The organism is Gemmata sp., from assembly GCF_051859125.1.
Classification (GTDB): Bacteria; Planctomycetota; Planctomycetia; order Gemmatales; family Gemmataceae; genus Gemmata.
The window spans coordinates 1-25,684 of record NZ_JBHYGG010000235.1; the positions used below are offsets into that span (position 1 = coordinate 1).

Here is a 25,684-nt window from a genome sequence, read left to right on the forward strand (position 1 = left end):
CCTATGCGGGGTTGGTCCCGAGGCAGTACCAGAGCGGGGTGACGGACCGGAAGGGTCGCATCACGCAGCGGGGTCCGGGCGTGTTGCGGAAGCTGTTGGTGGAGTGCGCGTGGTGCATGCTGCGGTACAACCCGTGGGCGCGGGCTCAGTACGCCCGGCTCACGGGCGGGGGTGCGAGTCGGAAGAAGCCGGCGATCGTGGCGCTGGCGAGGAAGCTGCTGGTGCGTTGCTGGGCCATGCTGCGGGACGGCCAGCGCTGGCGGGCGGACCCGGTGCCTGAGGCAGCGAAAACGTAGGCAAGTGACAGCGGGTTGTCACTGAGGCAGGGAACAGTTGGAGGGAACGGTCGATCGTCCACGAGTGGCCTGTCCACGTCAGCCCGAAGCTGGGTCTGGGAGAGTGACACTGCGGTGTTGCTGATCTCGGCCGAACGAATGGGCGGCGTGGCGGATCGGATGGGTGGGGCCGGGCGCGAGACCCGAGAGGGGCGTCCGTGACCTCGGATAGTCGAGTGCGGCCCTCGCGGTTCTGATCGACGCGGTGCGGTGTTGGTCCCGGTCGGTTCGGTGGCCGGGGTCTGAGGGTCGTTTTGTTCCTTGAACGGCCCCGGCACAGGGCGAGGACCATTCACGGAACAAAACGACCAAAGAAAACCAATCAACTGACTTGACGCGCACACGGCTTCATAGTCGACACAGCTCACCTGCCCGGCCGGGACACCCCGAGCCTGACGAGCACCTCAATGAGCACAGAATCGTGACAGCAGGCCGGGTCAGGTGCAGCGCCTGGTTCGGCCTGCCTTTGCTAGCCCCACATGACCGCGTGAAACTCCATCGTCCCGATGGTCGTGTAGTCCATCGCGTAACTCCAGAGCGCGAAACGTTCCATGTCCGCCCGCCGGTAGGTCTTGCCGAAGCCGTTGTCGAGGATCTCGTTGAACGCCTGCCCGTCGCCGTAGTGGGCGAACAATTTCTTGTTCCGCCTGGCCGCGCCGGCATCGTCCTCGGCCGGCGTCTGGTAGATCACCGAGTGCAGCTTGCCCTGCCAAGTCGTCAGGATGACATGCCCTTCGGCGATCTCGAACCGTTGCTCATGTGCTCCCGCGGCCTTGTCGTGCGGTCCTTCCCAAACGAGGTCGCCCGGTGGCGTGATGCCGTCAGCATCTTCGAGCAATCGGAACAATGGAAGGGCCATCCGCGTCTTCGCCTCCGCCGCCGAACTTGTAATTGGGCAGATCCGCCTTTGCGGTCTGCCCAACACGATTGAGCGCCCGCCAGGCTAACCCGCAGTGTGCGTCGTGACAAGGGGATTCGCGTTTGTGCAGGTGTGCGTTCACCCGTGTTATGCAGACCAGCCCGGTCTGCCTAACACGGTCTGCCTAACAGGGTGACGGCTCAGAGTCGGTCCGCGAACCAACCCCCGGCCGCTGATGCTCCCGGCTCTCCGTGCGCCGGGGTTGCTCAACCGCCGGCTGGTCCGCGTGACCACGAACGCGACTTCGACAAGCGCCCGCGAGGGGTACTCCCGCAGAAGTTGAGGCCGGGATTCCTGTCACACGCGAACACCTGTCCCGAATTGTTCGGGGCCATTCCGTCTCATTAGCGCGTAAACCGTCTCATTAGTGCGTAAACCGTCTCATTAGCGCGTAAACCGTCTCATTACGGGGAGGGGTGGCGACGAGGCGGAACCAATCTCACGCCGCACCTCAACCGGTCACACCTTCCCGAGCAGTTCGGCGAGCAGGTTGTTCTGCGGGTAGCTGTGCCCGAGGTGCTGGCGGAACCCCTCGGCGAACGCGACGCCGGCGGCCCGGCCCTGCGTCGCGCCCCACGCGCGCATCGACTCGACCAGGTTGTCGACCCCGTGGTGCTTCCGCAGCCACGCCCGCTGGCTCTCGTGGCAGTCGAGCATCCGGCCCTTCTCCGCCATGACGCCGGTGATGTCGACGCGGAACGCCGGCACGATCGGCACCCCGAAGGCGTCCTTCCCCTCGAGCGGGTCGCAGTAGAACAGGTGCGGGATGTGGTCGAGCGGCGGGTGAACGTGGCGGCCGTGGAGGAAGTTCTGGATCGGCGCGGCGAACGTCGCGGCCCGCACGATCTTGCTCGTCTGCTCGTGGTCCATGTGGTAGTCGTCCGGGCTGTGGGTGAACACCACGTCCGGCCGCACCGCGTTGATGAGGCGGACCACCCGCTCCAGCGCCGCCTCGGAGTAGACCACCCGCAGGTCGCGCTCCTCGACGCAGTGGAACGTCGCACCGACCGCCGCGGCGGCGGCCCTCCCCTCCCCGCGGCGGATGCGGGCGATGTCGTCCGGGGAGTGCTCGGCCGACCCGCAGTCGCCGGGGGTCATGCTCGCGACGTGGACCGCCCACCCGTGCTCCTTGTGGAGGCGGATCAGGGTCCCGGCGCAGAGGAACTCGGCGTCGTCGGGGTGCGCGAGGACGGCGATCGCGGTCTTTGGCACGGTCGGGCTCCGAACGAAGAGGCGGGCGGGGGACCGGCCCCCGCCCGCCAGGATATTCATTCCGCCGGCGGCGTCACGGGCCGTCGCCCGGCTCGCCCCCGGGCGGCTGGGGCGGCGGGGCCGTCAGCGGCTTCCGCTCGACCCCCTGGGTCTGCCGCACCGACGACTTCACGGACTGCCCGACCCACGGCCCGCCGCGGCGGTCGTCGGCCACGCCGTCGGCGTCCCCGATGGGCTTGGCGAACGGCGAGACGACCCGCTCGGCGGTGTGCCACTTGAACTCGTCCTGCACGTCGCGGACCTCGGCGAACCGGCCCGCGGCGTTGAACGGGACCGGGAGCGTGTTGAACGCGGCCTGCACCTCGCGGCCCATCTCGGCGGCCCGCGCCCGCACGGTCTGGTCGTCCTGCACGAGCAGCCGCAGGTACGCCAGCTCGTAGCCGTAGGTCTCCTCCTCGGTCCGCTCCGAGCCGTTCGGCGGGCGGTGGAACTCGCGGTCCGCGGCGAGCACCTGCTTCCACAGCTCCAGCCCCTCGCGGTACAGGGCGATCGCGCCGCGCGGCCCGAGCTTGTTGCCCAGGCGCCGGGCCTGCTCGGCCCGCCACAGGGTCTTGCGGGCCAGCACGGTGATCGGCTTGCCGGCCGCGTCCACCCGGGACTCGCCGATCGCGGCGGCCAGGAAGTACGGGAAGTTGGTGACCTGCCGGTTCTGGCCGTAGTAGAACACGGCGCTGCTGGCCCGCTGCCACTGCTCGATGACCGCCTGGGGCGCGCCGTCCGGGGGCCGGCGGGCCGCCTCGCTCTTGTAGTTCTCGAGGCGGGCCGGTTCGATCACCAGCCCGTACTTCTCGCCGTGCTCGGTCCACATCCGGGCGGCCGCGCGCCACTCCTCGAGGGACCACCGGCGGGTGCTGCCGACGACGACGTCGAGGGGCCGGGTGGGGCGGACCGGGTCGTCGGGGAACCACCAGTTCGCGGGCGAGTCGGTCGGGTCGTCGATCCGCCACCCCTCGTCGTCGAACCACCCCTCCTTCTGCTCCAGCTCGGCCTGGTAGCTCTGCGCCCGGGGCGCCCCCTGGCAGAAGATGACGAGCATCGGCTGCCGCGGGACGCGGTACCTCACCGGGTCGTACTCGCCGGGCTGCGGGGTGCCGGCCGGCATCGGCTTGTCGTTCGCGTCCCGCGGGGGCCACGTGTCGGGGACCGGCACGAGGCTGTAGGCGTACCACGCGCGGGCCGTCTTGAACGCGGTGAAGTCGTCCCCGGTCTCGGACCCCGGGTTCGCCTCGGTGTCGTTGAACTTGGGCGGGAGCACCGGGAACTGCTTGTAGGCGTCGGTGTGCAGCTCCTTCTTGGACTTGTACCGGCTCGGCACGTCCTTGTTGTCGCGGAGGAACTGGACGACCGCCTGCGGGGTCGCGCACTTGAGCGACTCCTCGATCTTCTTGACCGTCGCCTGGTCGCCGCCGCTGCCGGCCCGCTCGCCCCGGAGCCGCCGCACGAGGTGCGGGTACTTCTCGCAGAACTCGCGGAACTTCCGCGGGTTCACCACCCGCTCGCCCCGCTCGTCCCGCTCCTCGAGGTCGTCCGGGTTCCGGTCGTCGGGCGAGACGCACGACAACTGGAACAGGCACCGGAGCACCTCGACGTTGTCGGACACGCCGAACTTGTTCTGGTAGAAGAACGCGATCTGGTACCGCATGTCGGGGGACCCGAGCCGCCGCCCGGTCCCGGGCTCGACCCGGCCCTGCCGCCGCTCGCCCTCGGCCAGCAGCTCGATGCCGTTGGCGATGTAGAAGTACATGTCGCCGCTGCCCTGCATCTCGACCGACACGTTGTACGCGATGTTCCAGCTCTGGAAGATCCAGGGGGTGATGAAGTGCGGCTGGAGCTGCGTCACCTGGCGGATCAGCCCCTCCATCTTGTGGAAGTCGTTCCGCTTCTGGGCCTCGATGGTCGAGTGCCACAGGGACGCGACGACGAGCCCGCGGCTCCCGAGGAGGGCCAGCCGGAACGCGGCCCCCTCCAGGTCCTGCTCGCCCTCCTCGACCTCGCGGAGCTCGAGGTTGAGCGACTGCCGCAGGATGGTCCGGGACGCGACCCGCTCGGCGGCGAGGTTCGCGGCCGTGGGCTCGCCGGCCCGCGCGGTGCTCAGCGGGATCGGAATGGTCCCCCGCCAGAACATGCTGACGGTGAACAGCCCGAGGATCGCCGCCAGGTACGTCGCCTTGCGGCGGGCGGAGGCTCGTTGCAGGGGGTTCATAGTTCCGCCCGGGGTCGGGAATCAGGAGTCTGGGGTCAGGAGGAACGGCTCGGGCTTCTGGATCATGCTCCCGAGCATCCCACCGATTGCCGCACAGCACTCGCTCAACGCGCGGTGCTCGTCCGGCGTGATGTAGTTGCAGTCTCGGGCGAAATCGAGGGAACTGTCGGTTTCACTGTTCTCGCCGTCGCAGTCCGTGAGTTTACTCACGAAGTGAGCGGGGTATCTCCGCTTCGCCCACGCCTCTCGGAGGTTCAGACAAACCGATCGGGACGAGCGGCGGATCTGACTCGTCAGGGCGAACCGCTCTTCGGGCGGGAACCGCTTTGTGACCTCGAAGACTTTCATCGCCAGTTGGTACCCCGCCGCGTACACGCGTAGTTCCTTGGCAGACTTCACGCCCATGACGAGCGCTCCAGCGGGTGTAGTGGTGTCGCCCGGTCCCGGTTCCCGATGTTCGGCCCCGACTCCTGATCCCCGACTCCCGATCCCTGACTCCCGGCCCCCGCTACGCCGCGACCTCGCGGGACTTCATCAGGTAGTACGCGAGGACGCCCCACGGGAGCAGGTACCCGATCAGCATCAGCAGGTTCACCACGAGGTACTGGGAGTCGATGTTGAACCCCTCGGCGACGAACGCGCTCCACTCGAACGACTGGAGGTCGGGGAACGCCTTGGACACGCGGCGGACCACCCACGACCACCCCTTGTCGGCCGCGCCGAGGGCCTTGGCCCCGGCCGTGTCGGCGGTCGGCGCGGTCGGCTGCTCGGCCTTCATGAGCTTCGACATGCTCTCGAACGGCCCGCCGCCCACGGTCCGCCCCGTGGCCACGTCGTTGATGAAGTCGGTGAAGAACCCGGTCCCGAACACGACCAGCACCACCAGCAGGCTCAGCACGCTGCTCAGGTACGTGCTCCACGCGACGGCCAGCCCGATCAGGATCGCCAGCCAGCACCACAGCCCGAACATGCCCTTCACGTAGTTGACCGCGAACGGCTGCTCGTACTCCAGCAGGTACAGGTCCGGCTCGGCCATGCCCAGGAGCTGGCCCGGGGTCTCGCACTTCACGTACACGCTGACCCGCGGGAACGGCACGTCCCTGCCGGTCCTCGGGTCCTTCACGGTGCCCGGGTCGCCCTTGAGCGCGTTGCGGAACAGGCCGGCCGGGACGTCGAGCCCCATCACCTGGTAGTCGAACACTTCCTTGCTGCCGAACTCGAAGCACCCGAACTCCTCGGCGAGCGCGTTCAGTTCGGCCCACGCCGGGGTGCCGGGCCGCGCGCCCCCGAGGTTCACCCGCTTGGCGATCTCCTTCTTCCGCTCCTGGTACTCCCTCTCCCGCTGGGGGTCCTCCCAGGGCCAGGTGCCGGGGCCGGTCGGCTGCTTCTGCCGGGCGGCGTGCGTCACGAACCGGAAGCTGACGAACGCGCCCTTGTTCTGCTCGCCCTTGGTGAGCTTGAAGATGTCGAACGTGAACTCGACCGGGACGCGGTCGTCCTGGGCGGCGCCCAGCGCCGCGGGCACCCGGGGGAAGTGCCAGATGCCCCGCTGCATCGCGCCGGCGCCGCCGGGGATGTACCGCCGGTAGTCGAACTCGCGGCCGACGTTGGTCCCCTCGAACTCGGTCTTGTCGGCCCGATACTTCGCCTCGACGCTCTTGAACTCGAGCGCCCCGCGGACCGGCACCCGGGCCTTGTACGTCTCGTCCTTCGCCCGCTGCGAGATCGACGAGTTGGTGATGAGCACGAGGCTCACCCCGGTGAGCCCGAGGAGCACGAGGGTCATGAGCGCGAGGTACCCGACGAACCGGCCCAGTACGATCTCGAACTTCTCGACCGGCTTCGACACGACCGTGTAGATGTTCAGGTTCTTGATGTCGTTCGGGATGCCGTAGAACGACGCGAGGAGCAGCGCCGGGACGAGCACCAGGAGGGTCAGCGCCAGGTCCATCCGCTCGACCGTGACCCGCAGCTCGTCCGACGGCTTGATCTCGCGGAACCACTGCGCGGGGAACAGGAACGGGAGGAACACGAGCAGGAACACCCACAGGAGCTGGCTGCGGATCGCCTCCTTGAAGCTGAGCTTGGCGATCGCCCACACCGGCCCCTCGGCCTCGAACAACACGAGCGCGAGGGTGCCGAGGAGGACCACCGTCGCGGCGACGATGCACACCCCGAGGTAGATGCCGAACAGGCGGTCGGTGCCGAACGCGAACACCACCACGCCGAGCAGCGCGTACAGCCCCAGGGCCACGCCGAGCCCGACGAGCCGCCGCGGGCCGAGCAGGCCGCCCGCGTAGCTGGCCACGGACCGCCCGAACCGGCGGACCCCCGAGGTGCCGAGCGTCAGGTTCCGGCGGCGGATCTTGGCCAGGTCGCGGGCGAACGGCTCGCCGATGCCGAGCAGCGCGAACGCCCCGGCGACCATCCACGCCAGCGGGATCAGCTCCGTGTGGACCTCGGGCGGCGGGGTGACGATCGGCATGCCCGGGGGCGGGGGCGGCACCGGGGGCGGGGCCAGCGGCTTCCCGGCGAACGAGGTCTTGCCCGCGGCCTGCAGGGCGTACAGCCCGAACACGCACCCGTAGCTCACCACCGCCAGGGCGGCGCACGTCACCATGAACTTCGACACCGGCACCCGGAGCCGCTCGGACTGCGACTGGTCGGTCGGGGTCCGCAGCGCGTACAGCAGGTACACGACGAGGCCGAGCATGCCGAACCCGCCCGCGACCTCGAGCCAGTTCTGCACCAGCCCGGCGATGTGGGCGTACCCGAGCGGTTCGCCCTTGTCGAGTTGTAGGATGCCGAACAGCGCCGACGACGTCACGGGTGGAACCTCGGGGCAGGGGACTCGGTGGCGAGCGGGGGGCGTGAGCCCCCCGAGTGTTTCGCCGGACCTCGGGGGGCTCACGCCCCCCGCTCGCCCGACGCGACTACGACTTCGCGGCCGCCTCGGCGGGCGGCAGGTACCGGCGGCCGGGCCGGGCCTTCGACTCGTCGACGATCTTCAGGAACAGCTCTTCGAGGGTCGTCGTCGGGTGGCCGACGGTCTCCAGCTCGCCGCCGTGCTTGCGGAACACCGCTTCGAGGTCGGCCCGCAGCTCCGGCGACTCCTTGACCTTGTTGGCCCGGACCTCGAGCCGCACCGCGTCCTCGAGGAGCGTCGAGACCTTGCCGAGGGTCTGGAGGTCGCCGTTGTACAGGATCGCGATCCGGTCGCAGACGTCCTGGACGTCGTCGAGCCGGTGCGAGCACATGAGGACCGTCTTGCCCTTCTTCCGCAGGTCGAGGATCAGGTCCTTCATCCACCGGGTGCCGAGCGGGTCGAGGCCGCTGGTGGGCTCGTCGAGGATCACCAACTCGGGGTCGTTGATGAGCGCCTGGGCCAGCCCGATCCGCTGCCGCATGCCCTTGGAGTACTCCTTGAGGATGCGCTTCTTGTCGGCCGACAGGCCGACCATGTCGATCAGCTCGGCGGCCCGGCGGCGGCGGGTGTCCGGGTCGATGTTGAACAGGCGGCCGTAGAAGTCGAGGGTCTCCTCGGCGTTGAGGAACCGGTACAGGTACGACTCCTCGGGGAGGTACCCGATCCGCTCGTTCTTCTCGACCTTGGCGGCCGGCTCGCCGAACACGAAGGCGTCGCCCCCGGTCGGGAACAGGAGCCCGAGCAGGAGCTTGATCGTGGTGGTCTTCCCGGACCCGTTCGGGCCGAGCAGGCCGAAGATCTCGCCCTTGTGGATCGTCAGGTCGAGGGCGTTGAGCGCGGTCTTCTTCTTCCGGCCCCAGAAGTCCCGGTAGACCTTGGTGAGGCTCTGCGTTTTGACGACGACATCGGACTCGGCCATGCGGCCTCCGGAACCCGTGGCGGGTGCGGGGGGTACAACAGGTGCAGTCAGTGGTGCTACGCACCGCCCCGGCGGGCGGTTCGCGCATATGGTAGGAACCGCCGGCACCCGCGTCCGGGGGCGGGGCGGAATAGCAACCGGGCACGGACTCCGGGCGAACCCTGAGCGCCAGCGAGGCGGTGGACGTCACCCCCTCGCTGGCGCTCAGGGTTCGCCCGGGCACGGTGTCTTCCCGTGCCCGACGCGGGTTCCCCCTTCCCGTCCCGCACCCGACAGGTGTCCGAACTGGTACAATCCACCAACCGCCCGAACCCGCTCCCCGAAGGAATCCCCCCGATGAGATGGCCGATAGCCCTGGTGCTGTGCGGGTGCCTCGCGGCCCCCGCCCTGGCCGCCGACAAGCCCGACGACAAGAAGCCCGCGACGTACGAGATCCCGTACCGGCTCACCGACACCAAGCACGTCCTCGTGCGGGCGAAGCTCAACGGCAAGGGGCCGTTCAACCTGATCCTCGACACCGGCGCGCCGGCCGTGTTCATCACCAAGGCGGTCGCCAAGCGGTCCGGCGCGGACCTCGACGACAAGGGGTGGGGCACGTTCGACACGTTCGAGGTCGAGGGCGGGCTGAAGGTCGACAAGGTGAAGACCCGCGTCGAGGACCTCGTCCAGATCGAGGGCATGAACAGCATGGGGCTGGCGGGCGTCGAGCTGCACGGCGTCATCGGGTACAACGTGCTCGCGAAGTTCCGCGTCGAGTACGACTTCACGGCCGACAAGCTCGCGTTCGTCGAGCTGAAGGGGTTCGAGCCGCCGGGGGCGGAGAAGGTCGACGCCAAGGGCGGGGACGACATCCAGAGCATGGGGCCGCTCGTGAAGATGCTGGCGGCGCTGTCCGGCATCAAGCCGAACTTCGAGGTGGTGCCGCGGGGGTTCGTCGGCGTCGAGTTCGACGACACGAAGGCCGGCGTCGTGGTGAAGAAGGTGCTGGCGGGGAGCCCCGCCGAGAGGGCCGGGTTCAAGACCGGCGACGTGATCGAGGCGGTGAAGGCCGCGGCGATCGGAACGGGTGCGGACCTGGCCAAGGCGCTGGCGAAGGCCGGCGTCGGCACGAAACTCCGCGTCTCCGTGAAGCGCGGCGACAAGACCGAGGAACTGACCGTCGAACTCGGAAAGGGGCTGTGACCATGAACACGCTTGCGAAACTCCTGCTCCTGTTCGGGCTCGCGTTCCTGCCGGCGCTGGCCGCTGCGGAGGAGAAGCCGGCGGCCGACAAGACGGCCGAGGAGAAGAAGAAGCTCGACGAGAAGCCGGTCACGGTGCCGTTCGAGCTGCTGAAGTCGCGGCACATGGCGGTGATGGTCAAGGTGAACGGCAAGGGGCCGTACAAGCTGATCTTCGACACCGGCGCGCCGACGAACCTCGTCAACAACCGGCTCGCCAGGGACGCCGGGGTCACCAAGAAGGGCGACAAGGGCGGCATGATGTTCGGCATGGGCGGGGCGAAGACGATGGACACGCTCGAGATCGGCGGGGTGAAGCTGGAGAAGGTGCCGGTGATGGTCATGGACCACCCAACCGTCACCGCCATCTCGAACGCGCTCGGGCCGATCGACGGCATCGTCGGGTTCCCGTTCTTCGCGCAGTACAAGACGACCGTGGACTACCAGAAGAAGGAGCTGACGTTCACCCCGAACGGGTACGTCCCCGGCGACGCGATGCAGGGGCTGATGGACAAGATGATGAAGGGCTCCAAGGGGAAGCCGGACCCGAACGTCGCGGCCCCGGCCGCGGTCTGGGGCTTCGCCGTGGACAAGGCCGACAAGGACGAGGCCGAAGGCGTGGAGGTGAAGGACGTGTTCGCCGGGTCGCCCGCGGCCGACGCCGGGCTGAAGGCCGGCGACCGCCTGCTGACACTCGACGGCCGGTGGACCGACACAGTGGCCGACACGTTCACCGCCGCGAGCCTCGTGAAGCCGGGCCGGGCCGTCGCGGTCTTGGTAAAGCGCGGCGGCAAGGACGTGACGCTGACCGTGAAGCCCGCCAAGGGGCTGTAACGCCGGTAGTTTCGAGTTCAACGTCGGGCCGGCACAGCCGGCCCGACGGCACGACGGCGGTCACTCCACCTCGAAGATGCACTCGATCTCGACGGCGATGTTGCCGGGCAGCGAGTTGTGCCCCACGGCGCTGCGGGCCCCGACGCCCGCGTCGTCGCCGAACACGTCCCGCATCAACTCCGAGAACCCGTTGATGACCTTCGGCTGGTCGAGGAAGTCGTCGGTGCAGTTCACCATGCCGAACGTCTTGACGATCCGCTTCACCTTGTTCAGCGAGCCGAGCGTGTCCTTGACGGTCGCGAGGACCGCGAGCCCGACCTGCTTGGCGGCCTCCTTGCCCTGGTCGAGCGTCAGGTCCTTGCCGACGCGGCCGGTGATGAGCGTCTTGTCGGGCTTGAGCGGGCCGTGCCCGGAGACGTACAGCAGGTTGCCGTGCCGCACCGCGGTCTTGTAGACGGCGACGGGCTTCGGGGCGGGCGGCAGCGTCAGGTGCAGTTCCTGGACGCGCGTCTCGGGGTCGCTGGCCATCGCGGAATCTCCGTGGGGGTCGAACGGGGGCGGGTATTGCGTTGGTATACCCCGGCCGGTGCGGGCGGGAAAGTCGCGGACTTTCCGTTCCCTTTCGGTCGCGATGTGGTTTAATGCACGTTCTGCCCCGCTTCGGGCTTACCATGAAATTCGAAGCACGAAATTCGAAACTCGAACAACAGCCCAGAGCACGGGCGCTGCCGACTTTCGGATTTCGTACTTCGTGCTTCAAATTTTGGGCCGAGGCCCCGCTTCGGGCTGCCACCGGAGCCACCATGCTCTCCGCACGCGCTCTCGCCACTCTCGCGGTCGTCCTGCTGTCCCACGCGACCGCACGCGCCGACGACCCCATCGACTACGGCCGCGACATCCGCCCGATTCTATCGAATGCGTGCTTCAAGTGTCACGGGCCGGGCACCCAGAAGGGGAAGCTCCGGCTCGACGACCGCGACGCGGCGGTCAAGAAGGACGCGATCGTTCCCGGCAAGCCCGGCGACAGCGAACTCCTCAAGCGGCTCGCCCTCCCGGACGGCGACGACCAGCGGATGCCCCCGCCCGAGGTCGGCGACCGCCTCACCCCCGAGCAGGTCGCGAAGCTGACCGCGTGGATCAAGCAGGGGGCCGAGTACACCCCGCACTGGGCGTTCGTCGCTCCGAAGCGCCCGCCGCTGCCGCCGATCGCCAACCCCCAGTCCCCGATCGCCAATCCGATCGACTGGTTCGTCGCGGCGAAGCTGCGGGCGGCCGGGCTGGAGATGTCGCCCGAAGCCGACCGGGCCACCCTGCTCCGCCGCGTCTCGCTCGACCTCACCGGCCTGCTGCCGACGCCGAAGGAGGTGGACGACTTCCTGAAGGACACGTCGCCGGACGCCTACGAGAAGGTGGTGGACCGGCTCCTCGCGAGCCCGCACTACGGCGAGCGCCAGGCCCGGCACTGGCTCGACCTCGCCCGGTACGCCGACAGCAACGGGTACACCATCGACGGCGCGCGGTCCATCTGGCCGTACCGCGACTGGGTCATCAATTCGCTGAACGCCGACCTTCCCTTTGATCGCTTCACCACCGAGCAACTCGCCGGCGACCTGCTGCCGAAGGCGACGACCGAGCAGAAGGTCGCGACCGGGTTCCACCGCAACACGTCGTTCAACGAAGAGGGCGGGACCGACGCCGAGCAGTTCCGCGTCGAGCGCACGATCGACCGCACGAACACGACCGGGGCCGTGTGGCTCGGCCTCACCGCCGGGTGCTCGCAGTGCCACGACCACAAGTACGACCCGATCTCGCAGAAGGACTACTTCCGGCTGTACGCCTTCTTCGACTCGTGCGACGAGCCGACGCTGCCGATCGGCGGGAGCCCGCAGCTCGAAGACACGATCGCCAAGCTCCGCGAGATGGAGTTCTGGATTCAGAAGAACGGCGGGAGCCGCGAGGACATCGCGATCGTTCAGAAGGAGATCAAGCGGGTGCAGGGCAAGCTGCCGACGACGCTGGTGATGCGCGAGCGGCCGCAGCCGCGGGTCACGCACGTCCAGATCAGGGGCGACTTCCTCCGCAAGGGCGACATCGTTCAGGCGATGTTCCCGACCGCGATCTCGACTCCGGTCACCGCGCCCAAGAAGCTCACGCGGCTCGACCTCGCGAAGTGGCTCACGAGCGCCGAGAACCCGCTCACGGCCCGCGTAACGGTGAACCGCGAGTGGCAGAAGTTCTTCGGCCGCGGGATCGTCGAGACCGAGAACGACTTCGGCTACCAGGGCAACTTCCCGACGCACCCCGAACTGCTCGACTGGCTGGCGGCCGAGTTCCGCGAGCGCGGCTGGTCGTTCAAAAAGATCCACAAGCTTATCGTGACGTCGGCCACCTACCGGCAGTCGTCGGCGACCACGCCCGAACAGGCGCAGAAAGACCCGCGGAACCTCTTGCTCGGCCGGCAGTCGCGGTTGCGGTTGGAAGCGGAGATCGTCCGCGACGCGGCGCTGTGCGCGAGCGGACAGTTCAACCCGAAGGTGGGCGGGCCGGGGGTGTACCCGCCGCAGCCGAAGGAGGTGTTCGCGTTCACGCAGAGCAACCACGCGTGGCCCGAGAGCACCGGGCCGGACCGCTACCGCCGCGGGATGTACACGTTCATCTGGCGGCAGTCGCAGCACCACCTGCTGACGACGTTCGACGCGGCCGACGCGCAGACCGCCTGCACGAAGCGCAACCGCAGCAACACCCCGCTGCAAGCGCTGCACATGGCGAACGACCCAGTGTTCGTCGAACTGGCGGCCCACCTCGGCACGCGCATCGAGAAGGACGGCCCGGCCGACGACGCCGGCCGGATCGCGTTCGCCTACCGCCTGTGCTTCTCGCGCCCGCCCACGACCTCCGAGGCAGCCCGCGTACAGACCTACCTCGACGCGAAGCGCAAGGCCGACCCGAAAACCGCCTGGGCGTCCGTCGCCCGCGTGCTGATGAACCTCGACGAGTTCATCACCCGGGAGTGAACCGCATTTGTAGCCGCGGATGCGGCGACCGAGGGTAGCCAGGGGTGGAGCGAGTCCGCGAGCGGAACCCCTGGCTACCCTCGGTCGCCTCCACCCAACCCAAGCGCCCAATGCCTCAGACTATACACAAAGCGATTACACAGGTTCTCCGCGACAAGGGGGTACCTCTCACGGCAGAAGAGATCTATGCGTCGATTATTGAGCGTAGTCTTTATGAGTTCAAGGCACAGAATCCCCTCGCCATAGTGATCGGAACCTTGCGCCGCCATTGCGACGGTTTAAATTTTCCATCAGCACGAGAGATGAAATACTTTACCAGAGATTCCGAAGCAAAGTGGGCACTGCTTGAAACGCCGCTACGGGTCAAACCCGGCCTCTTCAAGGTTGGATCTCCAAAAGGGAAGTCGTCCAGTGTCGTAAGTGTTCCGGTGGGTGAAGACGACGACGAACCTGCCGAGCCGACCGGCCCTACACATTACGAAATCCAGTGGAGGCTGCTGAGTCTTGGATCGCAGATGGGGCTGAACATTTGGTGTCCTCAAAACGATCGAGGGCGAGCATGGAAAGACAATGTGTTGGGGACTGTTCCGAGGATGCTAGCCAAACTTCCGACGCAGTTTGATGCCGCAACGAACAGAACAATTGAAAACATTGATGTTCTTTGGCTTGAGGGACAAGCGATCTTAGCTGGATTCGAAGTCGAGCATACATCAACGATCTACTCAGGATTGCTTCGCATGTCGGATCTGGTGGCTATGCAGCCTAATATTGATATCCGATTGTATCTTGTTGCACCTGATGAGCGATTTGGCAAATTTGCTCGCGAGGTCGCCCGCCCAACCTTTTCCCGCTCACACCGAAAGCCACTGCATTCTTTGTGTCGATTCCTCCCGTACACCCGATTGCTTCATCGCCTTGACGCAGCGAAGGATTTGATTAGCGATCTCAAGCCAGAGTTCTTGAATAAGATCGCTGAGGTATACGACCCAGAGGCTGAGTTTGCGTTAGAAGAGTAACTCTGCCGCCCCTCCGGGGCTGATGCGTTTGGTCGGGTTCGTGTTCCAGGGGTTGCGCTCGAAGACTCGCTCCACCCCTGGCTACCATCGGTCGCCGCTCCGCGGCTCACACCGCCCCTCCGGGGCTGAAATGCCATGCAAGACCACGACACTGACAGCGCGTTGACACTCGCCCGCACGCGGCGGCACTTCTTCCGCGACTGCGGGGTCGGCGTCGGGGCGATGGGCCTCGCGTCGCTGCTCGCGCGCGACGCGCTTGGCGAGCCGGGAGCGTCAGCGACCGGAGGCACGCGCAACGACCCGCTCGTGCCCAAGAAGCCGCACTTCCCGGCCAAGGCGAAGGCGGTCATCTTCCTGTTCATGGCCGGCGCGCCGAGCCAGCTCGACCTGTTCGAGCCCAAGCCCAAGCTCAACGAACTCAGCGGCCAGAAGGTGCCCGAGTCGTTCACGATGGGCAAGCGGTTCGCGTTCATCAAGGGCGACGCCAAGCTCCTCGGCACCGGCCGCAAGTTCGCCAGGGCCGGGCAGTGCGGCATGGACGTCAGCGAACTGCTCCCGCACCACCGCGAGGTGGCCGACGAGCTGTGCTGGATTCGGAGCATGAAGACGGACGTGTTCAACCACGGCCCGGCGAAGTGCTTCGTCAACACCGGCTCCCCGCAGTTCGGCCGGCCGAGCATGGGGGCGTGGCTCACCTACGGCCTCGGCTCCGAGTGCGACAGCCTGCCGGGGTTCGTCGTGCTGCAATCGGGGCCGCGCGGCCCCCGCGGCGGCGCGTCGCTGTACGGGTCGGGGTTCCTGCCGAGCGTCCACCAGGGGGTGCCGTTCCTGAAGGGGGCCAATCCGATCCTCGACCTCGCCCCGCCGCCCGGCACCGACCTCAAGAAGCAGGGCGAGTTCGTCGATGCCGTGAAGGATCTGAACAAGCTCCGCCTCGACGCGACCGGCGACCCCGAGATCGCGACCCGCATCGCCGCCTACGAGATGGCGTACCGGATGCAGTCGTCGGCCCCGGAACTCACGGACCTCTCGAAGGAAGACAAGAAGACGCTCGACTTGTACGGCGTGACGCCGGGCAAGCCGAGCTTCGGCACGAACTGCCTGCTGGCCCGCCGGCTCGTGCAGCGCGGCGTGCGGTTCGTGCAGCTGTACCACACCGACTGGGACATGCACGGCGGCGGCCTGGACCTCGGCAAGCCGCTCGACAACATCTGCAAGGAGATCGACCAGCCGTGCGCCGCGCTGGTCAAGGACCTGAAGCGGTTGGGGCTGCTCGACAGCACGATCGTGGTGTGGGGCGGCGAGTTCGGCCGCACGCCGATGGGCGAGACCCGCGAGACCGTCGGCCGCGACCACCACATCGACGCCTACACGATGTGGGTCGCCGGCGGCGGGTTCAAGCCGGGGCTGCTGTACGGTCAGACCGACGACATCGGCTACAACGTGACCGAGAACCCGGTCCACGTCCACGACCTGCAGGCAACGATCCTGCACCAGATGGGCCTGAACCACGAGAAGCTGACGTACCGGTTCCAGGGCCGCGACTACCGCCTCACCGACGTCCACGGGACCGTGGTAAAGGACGTGCTGGCCTGACGGACCAAGCACGTCTGCCACTCACCCGCCTGGGATGGTGATCGCGACTAAGTAGCGGCGACGTGTCGGGTGCCGGGCGGGTGGCACAGGCCTCTGGCCTGTGCAGGCGAACACAGGCCAGAGGCCTGTGCCACCAGAACCAAAGTCAACACCTCGCCCCGGCTCTGCGGGGGGAGGTCCCGACGAGTCCTCGAGTCGCGGACGAGGGGCGGCCGCGTGAACCACGCCCCGACCACGCGGCCCCATCTCGCCACCGGCTCTCGGCGCTCAGTGGGGACGCCGGTTACGGGGGCGTGTAGGCGTCGGCGGCGCTGAGGTTCACCGTGTACCCGAGGTCGGCCAGCGACGCGATCGTCACCCGGCTCACCGGGTTGACGCCGCTGTTCAGCCACCCGGTCATGATCTCGTTGTCGAAGGCCGACTCCCGCCAGTGCCCGTACGCGGTCCCTTCGCCGCCTTCGCTCTCGACCGGCACCCCGGTCACGTTCGTGCCGAAGAGCTGGTTGTACGCCGCCACCGCCTGCGGGCCGGTGAACGTCGGGTTGCTCGTGCCGGCCCCGGACAGCAGCCCCTTCAGCTCCCAGATCGTTCCGATGCCGAGGACGTGCCCCATCTCGTGCAGGATGACGCTCTGGAGTTGGCCGCTGGCCTCCAGGTTCGCGAGGTCGGCCGTGTCGAACTCCATGATCCCGTGGACCGGCAGGAACGAGCCCGACCGGACCCAGTCCGGGCCGGCCCGGCCGAGAACGTTGCCCACGCCGTCGATCGCGATGCCCGAGGCATCGATCAGCACGTCGTCGACCGCGATGCCGTTGTACGTCGCGTCGGGCAGGTCGCCGGTGATGATCTGCGCCCAGCGGTCGGCCGCGTGCTGGAAGATCGCGCGCTGGCTCGTCGTCATCCCCGTGACGTTGAGCGTGATCTGGAACCCGCCCGCCGGCGGTGGGGGCGGAGGAGGCGGTGGGGGCGGAGGAGGCGGCGGCGGCGGAGGTGGAGGCGGAACCGGATCGCTGGTCGCGACCGTGAGCGAGTAGTCGGGGCTGTAGGCCCCGCCGACCCCGGTCACCTGCAAGTAGTACGTGCCGGCGGCGCGGCCGCTGAGCGATACCGTCTCGGTGTTGCCGGACCCCTGCGAGGTCGCGGCGAGCCGCCCGCGGGAGTCGTACAGTTTCAGCGTCAGGTCGCCGTTCGCGTTGTTGAACGCGATAGTCGCGCGGCTCGCCGCCGTGCCGGTCTGAGTGGTCGTGAACTTGAACCAGTCGGCGGCGTCGGCCAGCACGAGGTTGCTGGTCGTCTGCGTGCCGGTCAGCGTGCCGAGGTCGGACGCCGTGGAGCGGCTGTCGTTGTTCTCCCGCGCGTCGTCGAGGGGCGGGTTCGACGGTGCGTCGATGCCCCAGGTGTACGCGCCGCCCGGGGTGCCGGTGTAGTTCGTGACGCCGAGGTAGTAGGTGCCGGCCGACAGTTTAACGGCCAGGGCGCTGTTCGTGTTCGTGGCGGAGATGTCGTCGTTGTACGCGACCCGGCGGCCGCTGCTGTTGTACAGCCCGAGCACGGTGTCCAGCCCGGCGGTCGCGGAGGCCGTGAACGTGGTGTTCCCGGCACGGACGGTGACCTTGTACCAGTCGACCTCGCCGGTGTCGATCGCGGCCGCGGCCGACGCGTTGCCGGCCGCGTCGAGCGCGGCGGCGGTGAACGACGCGGGCACCGCAACCCGCGACGGCGGTACGGTCCACGACGGGGTGATGCGATCCTCGAGCCCCTCGATGCGGGGGCGGAACGTGCGGTGCGCGGCCATGCAGTCCTCGCTCAGAAACGAGTGGGCAATCAGCGGAAATGACTCGTTCCCGACAGATGGGAAAGGGAACCTGCTCGCGATTCGAACACGTGTGCCACTTTGGACGGATTTGGTGGCACCGAGTTCCCGATTTTGCGGCGCTCGAACGCCGAATCGGTTCCCCACTATAAGCACGGGTCAGGCGCGTTGGGGAGGACAATTTTGCCCGGAACCGCGGGCGGGAGTCGGATCGCCGGGCGAACTGCGCCCGCGGGCAACAATTTCGTCCGTCCCGAAACGAGCGAGGGCCGCCCTCGTGGGCGGCCCTCACTGCTGCGTCCGCGGGCACGGCCGCGGGATCACGGGGGCGTGTAGGCGTCGGCGGCGCTGAGGTTCACGGCGTACCCGAGGTCCCAGAGCGAGGCGACCGTGACCCGGCTCAGCGGCTGCGAGCTGCCGTTGATGTAGCCGGTCATCAGTTCGTTGTCGAACACGGTCTCGCTCCAGTGGCCGTACGCGGTGCCCGGGCCGCCGCCGCTCTCGACCGGCACGCCCGTCACGTTCGTGCCGAAGATCTGGTTGTACTCGGCGACGGCGTGCGTCCCGGTGAACCGCGGGTTGGTCCCGCCGAACCCGGTCAGCAGGCCGGACGACTGCCAGAGGGTGCCGATGCCGAGGACGTGCCCCATCTCGTGCAGGATGACCGCGAGGAGCGAGCCGTCGGCCTCCATGGCCGCGAGGTCGGCGCTGTCGAACTCCATGGTCCCGTGGATCGGCAGCCCCGCCCCGCCGCTGCGGAACGCGTCCGGGCCGGCCTGCCCGAGGATGCCGCCCGCGCCGTCGATCGACGCGCCGGACGCATCGATGAGCACGTCGTCCACCGCGACGCCCTGGTACGTGGCGTTCGGCAGGTCGCCGGTGATGACCTGCGCCCACCGGGCGGCCGCCTGCTGGAAGACCGCCTGCTGGCTCGTGGTCAGACCGCCGCCGAACCGCACCGTCACGTCGAACCCGCCACCCGGGGGCGGCGGCGGCGGGGGCGGGCTGCCCGGGGGCGGCGGGGGCGGGGGCGGGCTGCCGGGCGGGGGCGGGGGCGGGACCGGCGTGCCGGAGGGGGTCAGGCCGAGGACGTAGCTCGGGTTGAACGCCCCGCCCGAGCCGGTCACCTGCACGTAGTACGTCCCGGGCAGCAGCCGGTTGAGCGACACCGTCTCGGTGTCCCCGCGGCCCTGCGAGAACGCGATCCGCGCCCGCCGGGAGTTGTACAGGGCCAGGTCCAGGTTCCCCGCGGCGTTGGAGAACGAGATGCTCACCTGCGCCGTGCTCGTCCCCCGCTGGGGCAGCACGAACTTGTACCAGTCGGCCGAGTCGGCCATCACCAGGTTCGGGACCGACCGGGTGCCGCTCAGCGTCCCCAGGTCGGACGCCCGCGGGCTCGTGTCGTTGTTCTCGTAGGCGTCGTCGGTGAGCGGCGGCGGGGCCGGGGGCGGGGCGGTCGGGGGCGGCGCGTTGCCCGTCGTCCGCGCGATGCTCCAGGTGTACGCGCCGCGGGGCGAGCCCGTGAAGCTCGTCACACCGAAGTAGTACACCCCCGCCGACCGGAACGTCACCGACGTGGTGCTGTTCGAGTTCGTGGGGGAGATGTCGTCGTTGAACGCGACCCGCTGGCCGGCCGAGCTGTACACCCCGATGACCGTGTCCAGGGGGCTGCCGGTGGCCGCGGTGGCCTGGAACGTCGTGTTGCCGCTCTGGACCGCTACGCGGTACCAGTCGATCTCACTCGACGCGATGGCCGCGGACCCACCCGCGAAGCCCGCCGCCCCGAGGGACACGGAGGCGTAGGCCGTCGGCAGGGCGACCTGCGCCGGAGGGGTCGCCCCCCACGAGGGGGTCATCCGGTCTTCGAGTGCTTCAGCGGTGGGCCGGAACCGGAGCAGCGGCGACGCTCGCATACGTTCCTCAATCGGGAGAAGGAGTCAGGTCGCAACAGACAAAGGAGCTTTACCTAATAACGAGCGAAGGGAGGAAAAGTAGTCAAAAATCTCGCAGCTCACGTGAGGACTTTCGCGATCTCGCCGAAAGATCTGCTATCAGCGATATTTTCATCTATCACAACAACACAACTGGCCCTCCGGCTGCTCGGCCGAACCGTGCCGCCTCGCACCCCCGTATCGGCGGTACAGAGGGAGAACGCGGTCCGCTGTTGCAGGCGAGGCGACGGGAGCGGGGGGCGTTCCGCTCCCGTCGCCTCGTCTGCAACAGCGGGCCGGCGGCCCCGCGACCCGTTTTGATCGCTGCGGACCGCGGAGCGGCTCCCACGCCCGGAATCACTTCCGCTGTTGGACGATGACGCGGACGCCCTTCTTGTTCGACGTGACGACGTCGAGGAGCCCGTCCCCGGTAATGTCAGCCACGACGAACTGGGTGCCGATGCCCGAGTCGTCGTCGATCGGCATCGGGGTGAACTGGGCCACGCCGTCCGGCCCCTTGGTGTTCTTGAGCCAGTAGATCATCGCGGGCATGTCCGAGCCCGGCTCGCTCTTGCCGTGGCTCCACCACCGCTTGCCGGTGACGAGGTCGGGCCGGCCGTCGCCGTCGATGTCCACGAAGTGCGCCGCGTGCGTCTCCGACACCAGCTTCGGGAACAGGTCCACCTTCTGGAACGACGGGTTCGCGTCCTTCTCGCCGCCCCGCTGCTTGTGCCACCAGATCCCGAACTTGTGCGCCGACGTGGTGAGGACGTCGTTCTTCCCGTCGCCGTCCACGTCGAACGCGAACATGTCGGCGCACCCCTCGCCGAGGTTCGCGGGGTGGAAGGTCCACGGGGTCTTGCCGTCCGGCTTCTCGGGCTGCTCCCACCACCCGGCGGGGCACAGCACGTCGGCCCGCTTGTCGCCGTTCACGTCGCCCATGCCCAGCCCGTGGCTGTACCGCTGCGTGGCCGGGATCTCCTTGCGGGTGCCGGGCACCTCCTTGCCGTTCTCGACCTTCGCCGGGGTGCTCGGCTCGCTCACCGGGTGCATCTCCCACAGCGCCGCCGGGTCGGAGGCGGGGGTGAAGTACGCCATCTGCCCCTCGTTGCTCTTGCCCTTCGGCTGAGCGGCCATCAGGAGCACGCGCTTGCCGGTGCCGAGCAGGTCGGCGTAGACCGGCGTCTCGTTACAGGCCGAGTGCCAGATCACGTGCTTCTTCCAGTGGAGCGGCTTGCCGTCGTCGCCGGCCGCCTTGCCCTTGGGGTTCTCCATCCAGTAGCACGGAGTGCCGGGGTGGTCGATGACGAGCAGGTCCGGGAACCCGTCGCCGTTGAAGTCGTCGGACCAGCAGTTGAACACGCGGCTGTAGTTGCCGAGCCCGTCCTTGAAGTCGGCCGGGGGCTGCAGCTCGTGCGGCTTCCAGTCCGGGGCCTCGTACCAGTACTCGCCGTTGAGCACGTCGACCTTGCCGTCCTTGTTGACGTCGGCGACCGCGACCCCCTCGGACCGGAACTTCGTGTCGAGGACGGTCTTCTTCCAGGTGATGTTGGCCTCGGGCTTCTTCTCGTCGGCCGGCGCGGCGGCCGGCAGCGCGGCGACCGCGGCGAGTAGCGCCGGGGCGAGTACCAGGCGGACCATTGGGGGCTCCTTCGGATCGGGGAGGGGAGACCGAGGCGGGGCGGGTCGAAGTGAGATTATCGGGTCTGCGGTGTGGCGAAGCAATACGCGCCCCGCGATCGCGGGACGCGTCAACGCACGGCGAGCAGCCAAACGAACCACGATATGATAGTCCGGGAAATGCTCGTCACTTGATCTTCTTTGCGGGATCTTGGCCCTTATCTTTCATCGCGTCTTTCTGCATCTTCTCGAGATCCTTCATCACGTCGCCCTGGATGACCTCGCTCACAACAGCCGCGCCGTCGGGGTGCGAATTCGCAGCGCCCGTTGTCCGCATGTGAACGTTGAGCAACTGCTGTGCGTATTTCTTTTGGTACTCTGCCTCCTCCTCGCTGCTCCTCCACTTAATCGACTTCCCCTTATCTCTGACCTGGACCATTCTTTCAGCAGCGGCCTTGACGCTGTCAAGGGGTTCTTTCTTTTCAAGGGCCTCCGCCAAAGCGTTTTGCGTAGCAATGTAGTCTTTGTAGTAGGCATCCGCTTCGCTGTTTCCGCTGCAACCTGCCACAGAAATCGCGAGCACCAGAACAAGTCCTCGCCTCCAAGTGCGCATCATGGTGGAGCTCCGAGAGAACATGGGACGTCCGGAAGTTACATCGTAGGACGGTGAAGCCGATCGTCACGCCGTGCTTATCGACGAACCGCCGCCCGATCTTGCCGGTCACGGAGCCCGCGGCGGCAGGGGCCGACCGGTGCGATGCCTGGCGAACGCGCCCGCGGCTGCGAGACAGATGTGGGGAAAGGCGTGACAGTTCATGCGGGCACCCCCAGAGGGGTGAGCAGCGACCCGCGACAGCATACTCCGGCCCCCCGGCTCAAGCGCGAAGGGGCGGGGTCACAGCTCCGGGCCGAGGAACCGGTGGTTGGCCTCGAACCGGCCCTCGAACGCGCGGTCGGTGAGGTAGTTGGCCCGCGTGTGCCGCGTCGTCGGCTGGCCGGTGATCGCCACCAGCATCTCGTCGGCGTGCAGTTCGGTCGCGAGCTGCGCGTCGAAGTCGCCCAGGACCGACCGCCACCCGACGCGGGCCGCGTGGCCGGGCACCCCGAACGCCTGGAGCACCGCCGCGTTGTTGACGATCGCCTCCCAGTTGTTCGGGTACAGCTTCATCAACTGGCTCAGGTCCTGCCAGAACGTCCACACCTGCAGCCCGTACCCGCGGAGCAGGCTCACGGCCTGCGGGAGCAGGTCGAGCGAGCCGAGCTGCGCCGCCTCGTCGAGCAGGAACAGGGTCCGCTGCTTCGGGAGCCGGGTCCGCCGCATCACCGTGGTCATGAGGGTGACGACCCACAGCCGCATGAGCCCGCGGTGGCTCAAGAGCTTCTCGGGCGGGAGCACGAGGTAGATCGTCATCGGCTTGTTGTTGAGCAGGTCGCACAGGTCGAACGTGGACCGCTCCAGGCTCCGCGACACGGCGCTGCTGCCGAGGCACTTCACGAACGTGGTCGCCGTGGTGCGGATGCACGGCCGGGTCTTGTCGGACGGGGCGGCGAGGTACGCGATGAACTCGTCGCGGGCCAGCGGCGACATGGTCTTCTTGCGGGTATCGAGCGCGACCGCGAGGGTGTAGTCGAGGTCGTCGTTGTACAGCATCTCGCGCAGGGCGCAGAGGTTCCGCTTGTCGAGCGGGGAGCTGGTGGCGACGTCGGCGACCAGCCCGGCGACCAGCCCGCGGCCCGTGTCCTCCCAGTACCGGTCCGACGAGAACTCGTGCCCGACGGCGAGCTGGGCGGCGATCATCTCGGCGTCCGACTCCAGGTCGGACCCGGGCACCTTGAACAGGTCGAACGGGTTGAGCTTGTCGCCCTTGTCCTTGGCGGTGACGAGGCCGAACGGGTCGAGGACCACGACCTGCTGGCCGAGGTCGCGGCGGTACCGGGCGGTGACCTGGTAGTTCTCGCCCTTGATGTCGGTGACGATGACCGACCCGGGGTAGGTGAGGAGCGCCGGGATGATGGCCCCGACCCCCTTCCCCGCGCCGGTCGGCGCGATGGTCATGAGGTGGCCGTCGCCACCGTAGGTGAGGGGCGGGCGGGCGGCGTCGGGGCCGGCCGACGGGCGGAACCCGAGCGTCGGCACGTGCTCGGTGCCGTCCCAGCCCAGGAACAAGGACTTGCCGTCGTCGGGGAGGTTGCTCCTGGGCGCCTTGATCGGCCGGGTAGGGCGTTTCCGGGCCGCCTTCTGGCCCCGGGTGGGGACTTCGTCCGGGTCGGGCATTCGAGCACACTCCGTGCGGGACGGACCGGGACGGACCCCGGAGGGGCGGCTGATACCCCATTGTACCCGACACGGGAAGGCGAATGGATGTTCGGAGGTGGCGGCGGGCCGGGCGGCCCGCCGCGGGCGGACTACTTCGTCATCGCGATGTCGAACGTTGCGGGCGCGCCGGTCGCCGGGATCGTGGCCCGCAGGTCGGTCCTGGTCGCGTCCTCGTACCGTTCCGGAGTGCGAACGAACAGCGGGTTCTTCTTCTGGTTGCTCTTGACCCCTGCCGACCCGAGGGCCGGGTCCGGGGGCGGGCCGGACCCGGGGCCGAGAATGAACTCGCGGTCCCGGGTCTTGACACAGATCACCACCTCGCCGATCGGCGCGTCGGGGATCGAGTACGTCCCCTCGGGGGTAATCTCCGCGCTGGCGGCGTTCGAGCGGTCCGCCGCCACGAACGTGACCACCCCCGCCCGCACGGGTTGCCCGTCGAGCGTCACGGTCCCGGTCACGGGTCCGAGTTTCGCGCCCCCCGAGCACCCGACCAATCCCAATGCGGCGGCGCAGAGCACCGCCCGAGTCGCAATTCGCATGGTGTGCTCCCGGGTTACCAGTCGCTGCCCAGGGGCGCGCCGTCGGAGGGAAGGATCGCCGCGCTCCAGGTACCGGCGGTGACGCTCGGGTTGACGGTGCGGACGCTCCCGTCGGCCAGCGCCACCTGGCACCCGCCCGCGGTGAACGCCGTCGCCCGGCGGTAGTCGCACGCCCCCGACTTCGGGGCGAGCTGGAACGTGTCGATGAGGAACGTGGACCCGGACGCGGTCACGTCGCCCGCGAAGAACGCCCGCCAGTTCGGCTGGTCGGGCTCGTGCTGCCACGGGCCGACGAACGCCGGGGTGTACGCGGTCGCGCCGGCCCCGGACCCCGAGCCCACGCACTTCATCGCCTTCTCGGCGAACAACATGGTGTTCGAGAGCCCGTCCGGGAACCCGGCGCCGAGGGTGCGGAGCGGGTTGTTCTCGGCGGCCGACCACCAGTACGTTCCGCTGGCCGGGGTCGTCCGGGCGACCACCTGGAAGTTGTACGCGTAGCTGCTCAGCCCCCAGGTGGTGCCCCCGGCCATCCACCCGATGTTCGCGCCCGTCACCGTGTCCTTGCCGTTACCGGGATTAGTGTAATCCGTGGGCGACTGGAGCACCTTGAGCGCGTAGCTGCCCAGCGGCGCGCCGCCGACCGACTTGCTGATCGTGTACGCACCGGTCGAGAACAACGCGTCCTGCTCGACGTACGGGAGCAGGCAGAAAAAGAACGTGATGTCGCCCGTTACCACGGTCGGCGGCTTGTTCGGGAACCCCCACGGCCCGCGGTTGCTGGCCCGGGTGGACGGCGAGCCGAGCGCCCCGGTCGGGTCGTCCCACCCGATCCACCCGGGCGGGAGCACGCCCCGCGTGTCCGCTGCCGAGTGCGCGGCGAGCGCGAGTTGCTTCAAGTTGTTGCTGCTCGCCATGCGTGCGGCCGCCTCGCGGACCTTCTGGACCGCGGGCAACAGCAGCCCGATCAGGATCGCGATGATGGCGATGACGACGAGCAGCTCAATGAGCGTGAAGCCCGTCCGTCGGGACGATGGGTGTGGCATTGCGAAAGTTCCGGAAAAGTACTGGGCGGGGTGCCCTGGCGGGATGAACGGTGGGCAGAAGAAATGGTACCCCACGGGGTACGGCGAGCAAACGAAATCACCGCCTTGTTACACACATCCAGCCGCGCGAGTCACCGATCTCACGAAAAGTCCGTCCACCTGCACGC

At 68.2% G+C, this 25,684-nt stretch carries 20 protein-coding genes; 6 read left to right on the forward strand and 14 right to left on the reverse strand.

Annotated features, from left to right (window positions below; translation table 11 throughout):
* Window positions 1–296 (forward strand): transposase (locus ACTIGN_RS18720; RefSeq protein ID WP_439626572.1); only part of this gene is annotated, 296 nt, incomplete at its 5' end.
* Between the two features lie 508 nt (window positions 297–804).
* On the opposite strand, the gene ACTIGN_RS18725 is transcribed toward ACTIGN_RS18720, so the two are convergent.
* From ACTIGN_RS18725 to ACTIGN_RS18750, 6 genes are all read right to left on the reverse strand, one after another.
* Window positions 805–1,194 (reverse strand): hypothetical protein, encoded by a 390-nt coding sequence (locus tag ACTIGN_RS18725; protein ID WP_439626574.1) that lies wholly within the window; start codon window positions 1,192–1,194, stop codon window positions 805–807.
* 519 nt (window positions 1,195–1,713) lie between these two features.
* Complete coding sequence (locus ACTIGN_RS18730; RefSeq protein ID WP_439626576.1) at window positions 1,714–2,466, reverse strand: PIG-L deacetylase family protein; 753 nt, start codon at window positions 2,464–2,466, stop codon at window positions 1,714–1,716.
* 73 nt (window positions 2,467–2,539) lie between these two features.
* Entirely contained in the window at window positions 2,540–4,729 is a 2,190-nt protein-coding gene (locus ACTIGN_RS18735; protein WP_439626578.1) for a hypothetical protein, read from the reverse strand.
* Window positions 4,730–4,750: 21 nt separating this feature from the next.
* The gene (locus tag ACTIGN_RS18740; protein WP_439626579.1) at window positions 4,751–5,134 is read right to left on the reverse strand and encodes a four helix bundle protein; all 384 of its coding nucleotides are present in this window, start codon (window positions 5,132–5,134) and stop codon (window positions 4,751–4,753) included.
* 103 nt (window positions 5,135–5,237) lie between these two features.
* Complete coding sequence (locus ACTIGN_RS18745) at window positions 5,238–7,556, reverse strand: hypothetical protein (RefSeq protein WP_439626581.1); 2,319 nt, start codon at window positions 7,554–7,556, stop codon at window positions 5,238–5,240.
* Window positions 7,557–7,662: 106 nt separating this feature from the next.
* Window positions 7,663–8,574 carry an ABC transporter ATP-binding protein gene (locus ACTIGN_RS18750; protein WP_439626583.1) on the reverse strand — a complete coding sequence of 304 codons (912 nt, stop codon included), beginning with the start codon at window positions 8,572–8,574 and terminating at the stop codon, window positions 7,663–7,665.
* Window positions 8,575–8,910: 336 nt separating this feature from the next.
* Between ACTIGN_RS18750 and ACTIGN_RS18755 the strand changes: the two genes are divergently transcribed.
* Together ACTIGN_RS18755 and ACTIGN_RS18760 are read left to right on the forward strand one after the other, a co-directional pair.
* Entirely contained in the window at window positions 8,911–9,756 is an 846-nt protein-coding gene (locus tag ACTIGN_RS18755) for a PDZ domain-containing protein (protein WP_439626585.1), read from the forward strand.
* A 2-nt stretch (window positions 9,757–9,758) separates the two neighbouring features.
* Window positions 9,759–10,628, forward strand: a complete 870-nt coding sequence (locus ACTIGN_RS18760; RefSeq protein WP_439626587.1) for a PDZ domain-containing protein — start codon at window positions 9,759–9,761, stop codon at window positions 10,626–10,628.
* Window positions 10,629–10,688: 60 nt separating this feature from the next.
* Here ACTIGN_RS18760 and ACTIGN_RS18765 read toward each other — a convergent pair whose 3' ends face one another.
* Complete coding sequence (locus tag ACTIGN_RS18765; protein WP_439626589.1) at window positions 10,689–11,156, reverse strand: RidA family protein; 468 nt, start codon at window positions 11,154–11,156, stop codon at window positions 10,689–10,691.
* Window positions 11,157–11,431: 275 nt separating this feature from the next.
* On the opposite strand from ACTIGN_RS18765, the gene ACTIGN_RS18770 reads away from it, so the two are divergent.
* The 3 genes from ACTIGN_RS18770 to ACTIGN_RS18780 all read left to right on the forward strand — a co-directional run bounded on the left by ACTIGN_RS18770 (window position 11,432) and on the right by ACTIGN_RS18780 (window position 16,254).
* Window positions 11,432–13,642: a DUF1553 domain-containing protein gene (locus ACTIGN_RS18770; RefSeq protein WP_439626590.1), complete on the forward strand. Its 2,211-nt coding sequence runs from the start codon at window positions 11,432–11,434 to the stop codon at window positions 13,640–13,642.
* 110 nt (window positions 13,643–13,752) lie between these two features.
* On the forward strand, window positions 13,753–14,658 hold the full coding sequence (locus ACTIGN_RS18775; protein WP_439626592.1) for a hypothetical protein: 906 nt from the start codon (window positions 13,753–13,755) through the stop codon (window positions 14,656–14,658).
* Window positions 14,659–14,793: 135 nt separating this feature from the next.
* Window positions 14,794–16,254, forward strand: coding sequence for a DUF1501 domain-containing protein (locus ACTIGN_RS18780; RefSeq protein ID WP_439626594.1), 1,461 nt, complete (start codon window positions 14,794–14,796; stop codon window positions 16,252–16,254).
* A gap of 283 nt (window positions 16,255–16,537) precedes the next feature.
* On the opposite strand, the gene ACTIGN_RS18785 is transcribed toward ACTIGN_RS18780, so the two are convergent.
* From ACTIGN_RS18785 to ACTIGN_RS18815, 7 genes are all read right to left on the reverse strand, one after another.
* Window positions 16,538–18,049 (reverse strand): pre-peptidase C-terminal domain-containing protein, encoded by a 1,512-nt coding sequence (locus ACTIGN_RS18785; RefSeq protein ID WP_439626596.1) that lies wholly within the window; start codon window positions 18,047–18,049, stop codon window positions 16,538–16,540.
* A 338-nt stretch (window positions 18,050–18,387) separates the two neighbouring features.
* Entirely contained in the window at window positions 18,388–19,980 is a 1,593-nt protein-coding gene (locus tag ACTIGN_RS18790) for a pre-peptidase C-terminal domain-containing protein (RefSeq protein WP_439626598.1), read from the reverse strand.
* A 375-nt stretch (window positions 19,981–20,355) separates the two neighbouring features.
* Window positions 20,356–21,639: an FG-GAP repeat domain-containing protein gene (locus tag ACTIGN_RS18795; RefSeq protein ID WP_439626600.1), complete on the reverse strand. Its 1,284-nt coding sequence runs from the start codon at window positions 21,637–21,639 to the stop codon at window positions 20,356–20,358.
* Between the two features lie 166 nt (window positions 21,640–21,805).
* Window positions 21,806–22,234 (reverse strand): hypothetical protein, encoded by a 429-nt coding sequence (locus ACTIGN_RS18800; protein ID WP_439626602.1) that lies wholly within the window; start codon window positions 22,232–22,234, stop codon window positions 21,806–21,808.
* A 279-nt stretch (window positions 22,235–22,513) separates the two neighbouring features.
* Complete coding sequence (locus ACTIGN_RS18805) at window positions 22,514–23,893, reverse strand: type IV secretory system conjugative DNA transfer family protein (RefSeq protein WP_439626604.1); 1,380 nt, start codon at window positions 23,891–23,893, stop codon at window positions 22,514–22,516.
* A 131-nt stretch (window positions 23,894–24,024) separates the two neighbouring features.
* Window positions 24,025–24,474 (reverse strand): hypothetical protein, encoded by a 450-nt coding sequence (locus ACTIGN_RS18810; RefSeq protein ID WP_439626606.1) that lies wholly within the window; start codon window positions 24,472–24,474, stop codon window positions 24,025–24,027.
* Between the two features lie 14 nt (window positions 24,475–24,488).
* Window positions 24,489–25,517, reverse strand: a complete 1,029-nt coding sequence (locus ACTIGN_RS18815) for a DUF1559 family PulG-like putative transporter (RefSeq protein ID WP_439626608.1) — start codon at window positions 25,515–25,517, stop codon at window positions 24,489–24,491.
* Window positions 25,518–25,684: the final 167 nt, after the last annotated feature.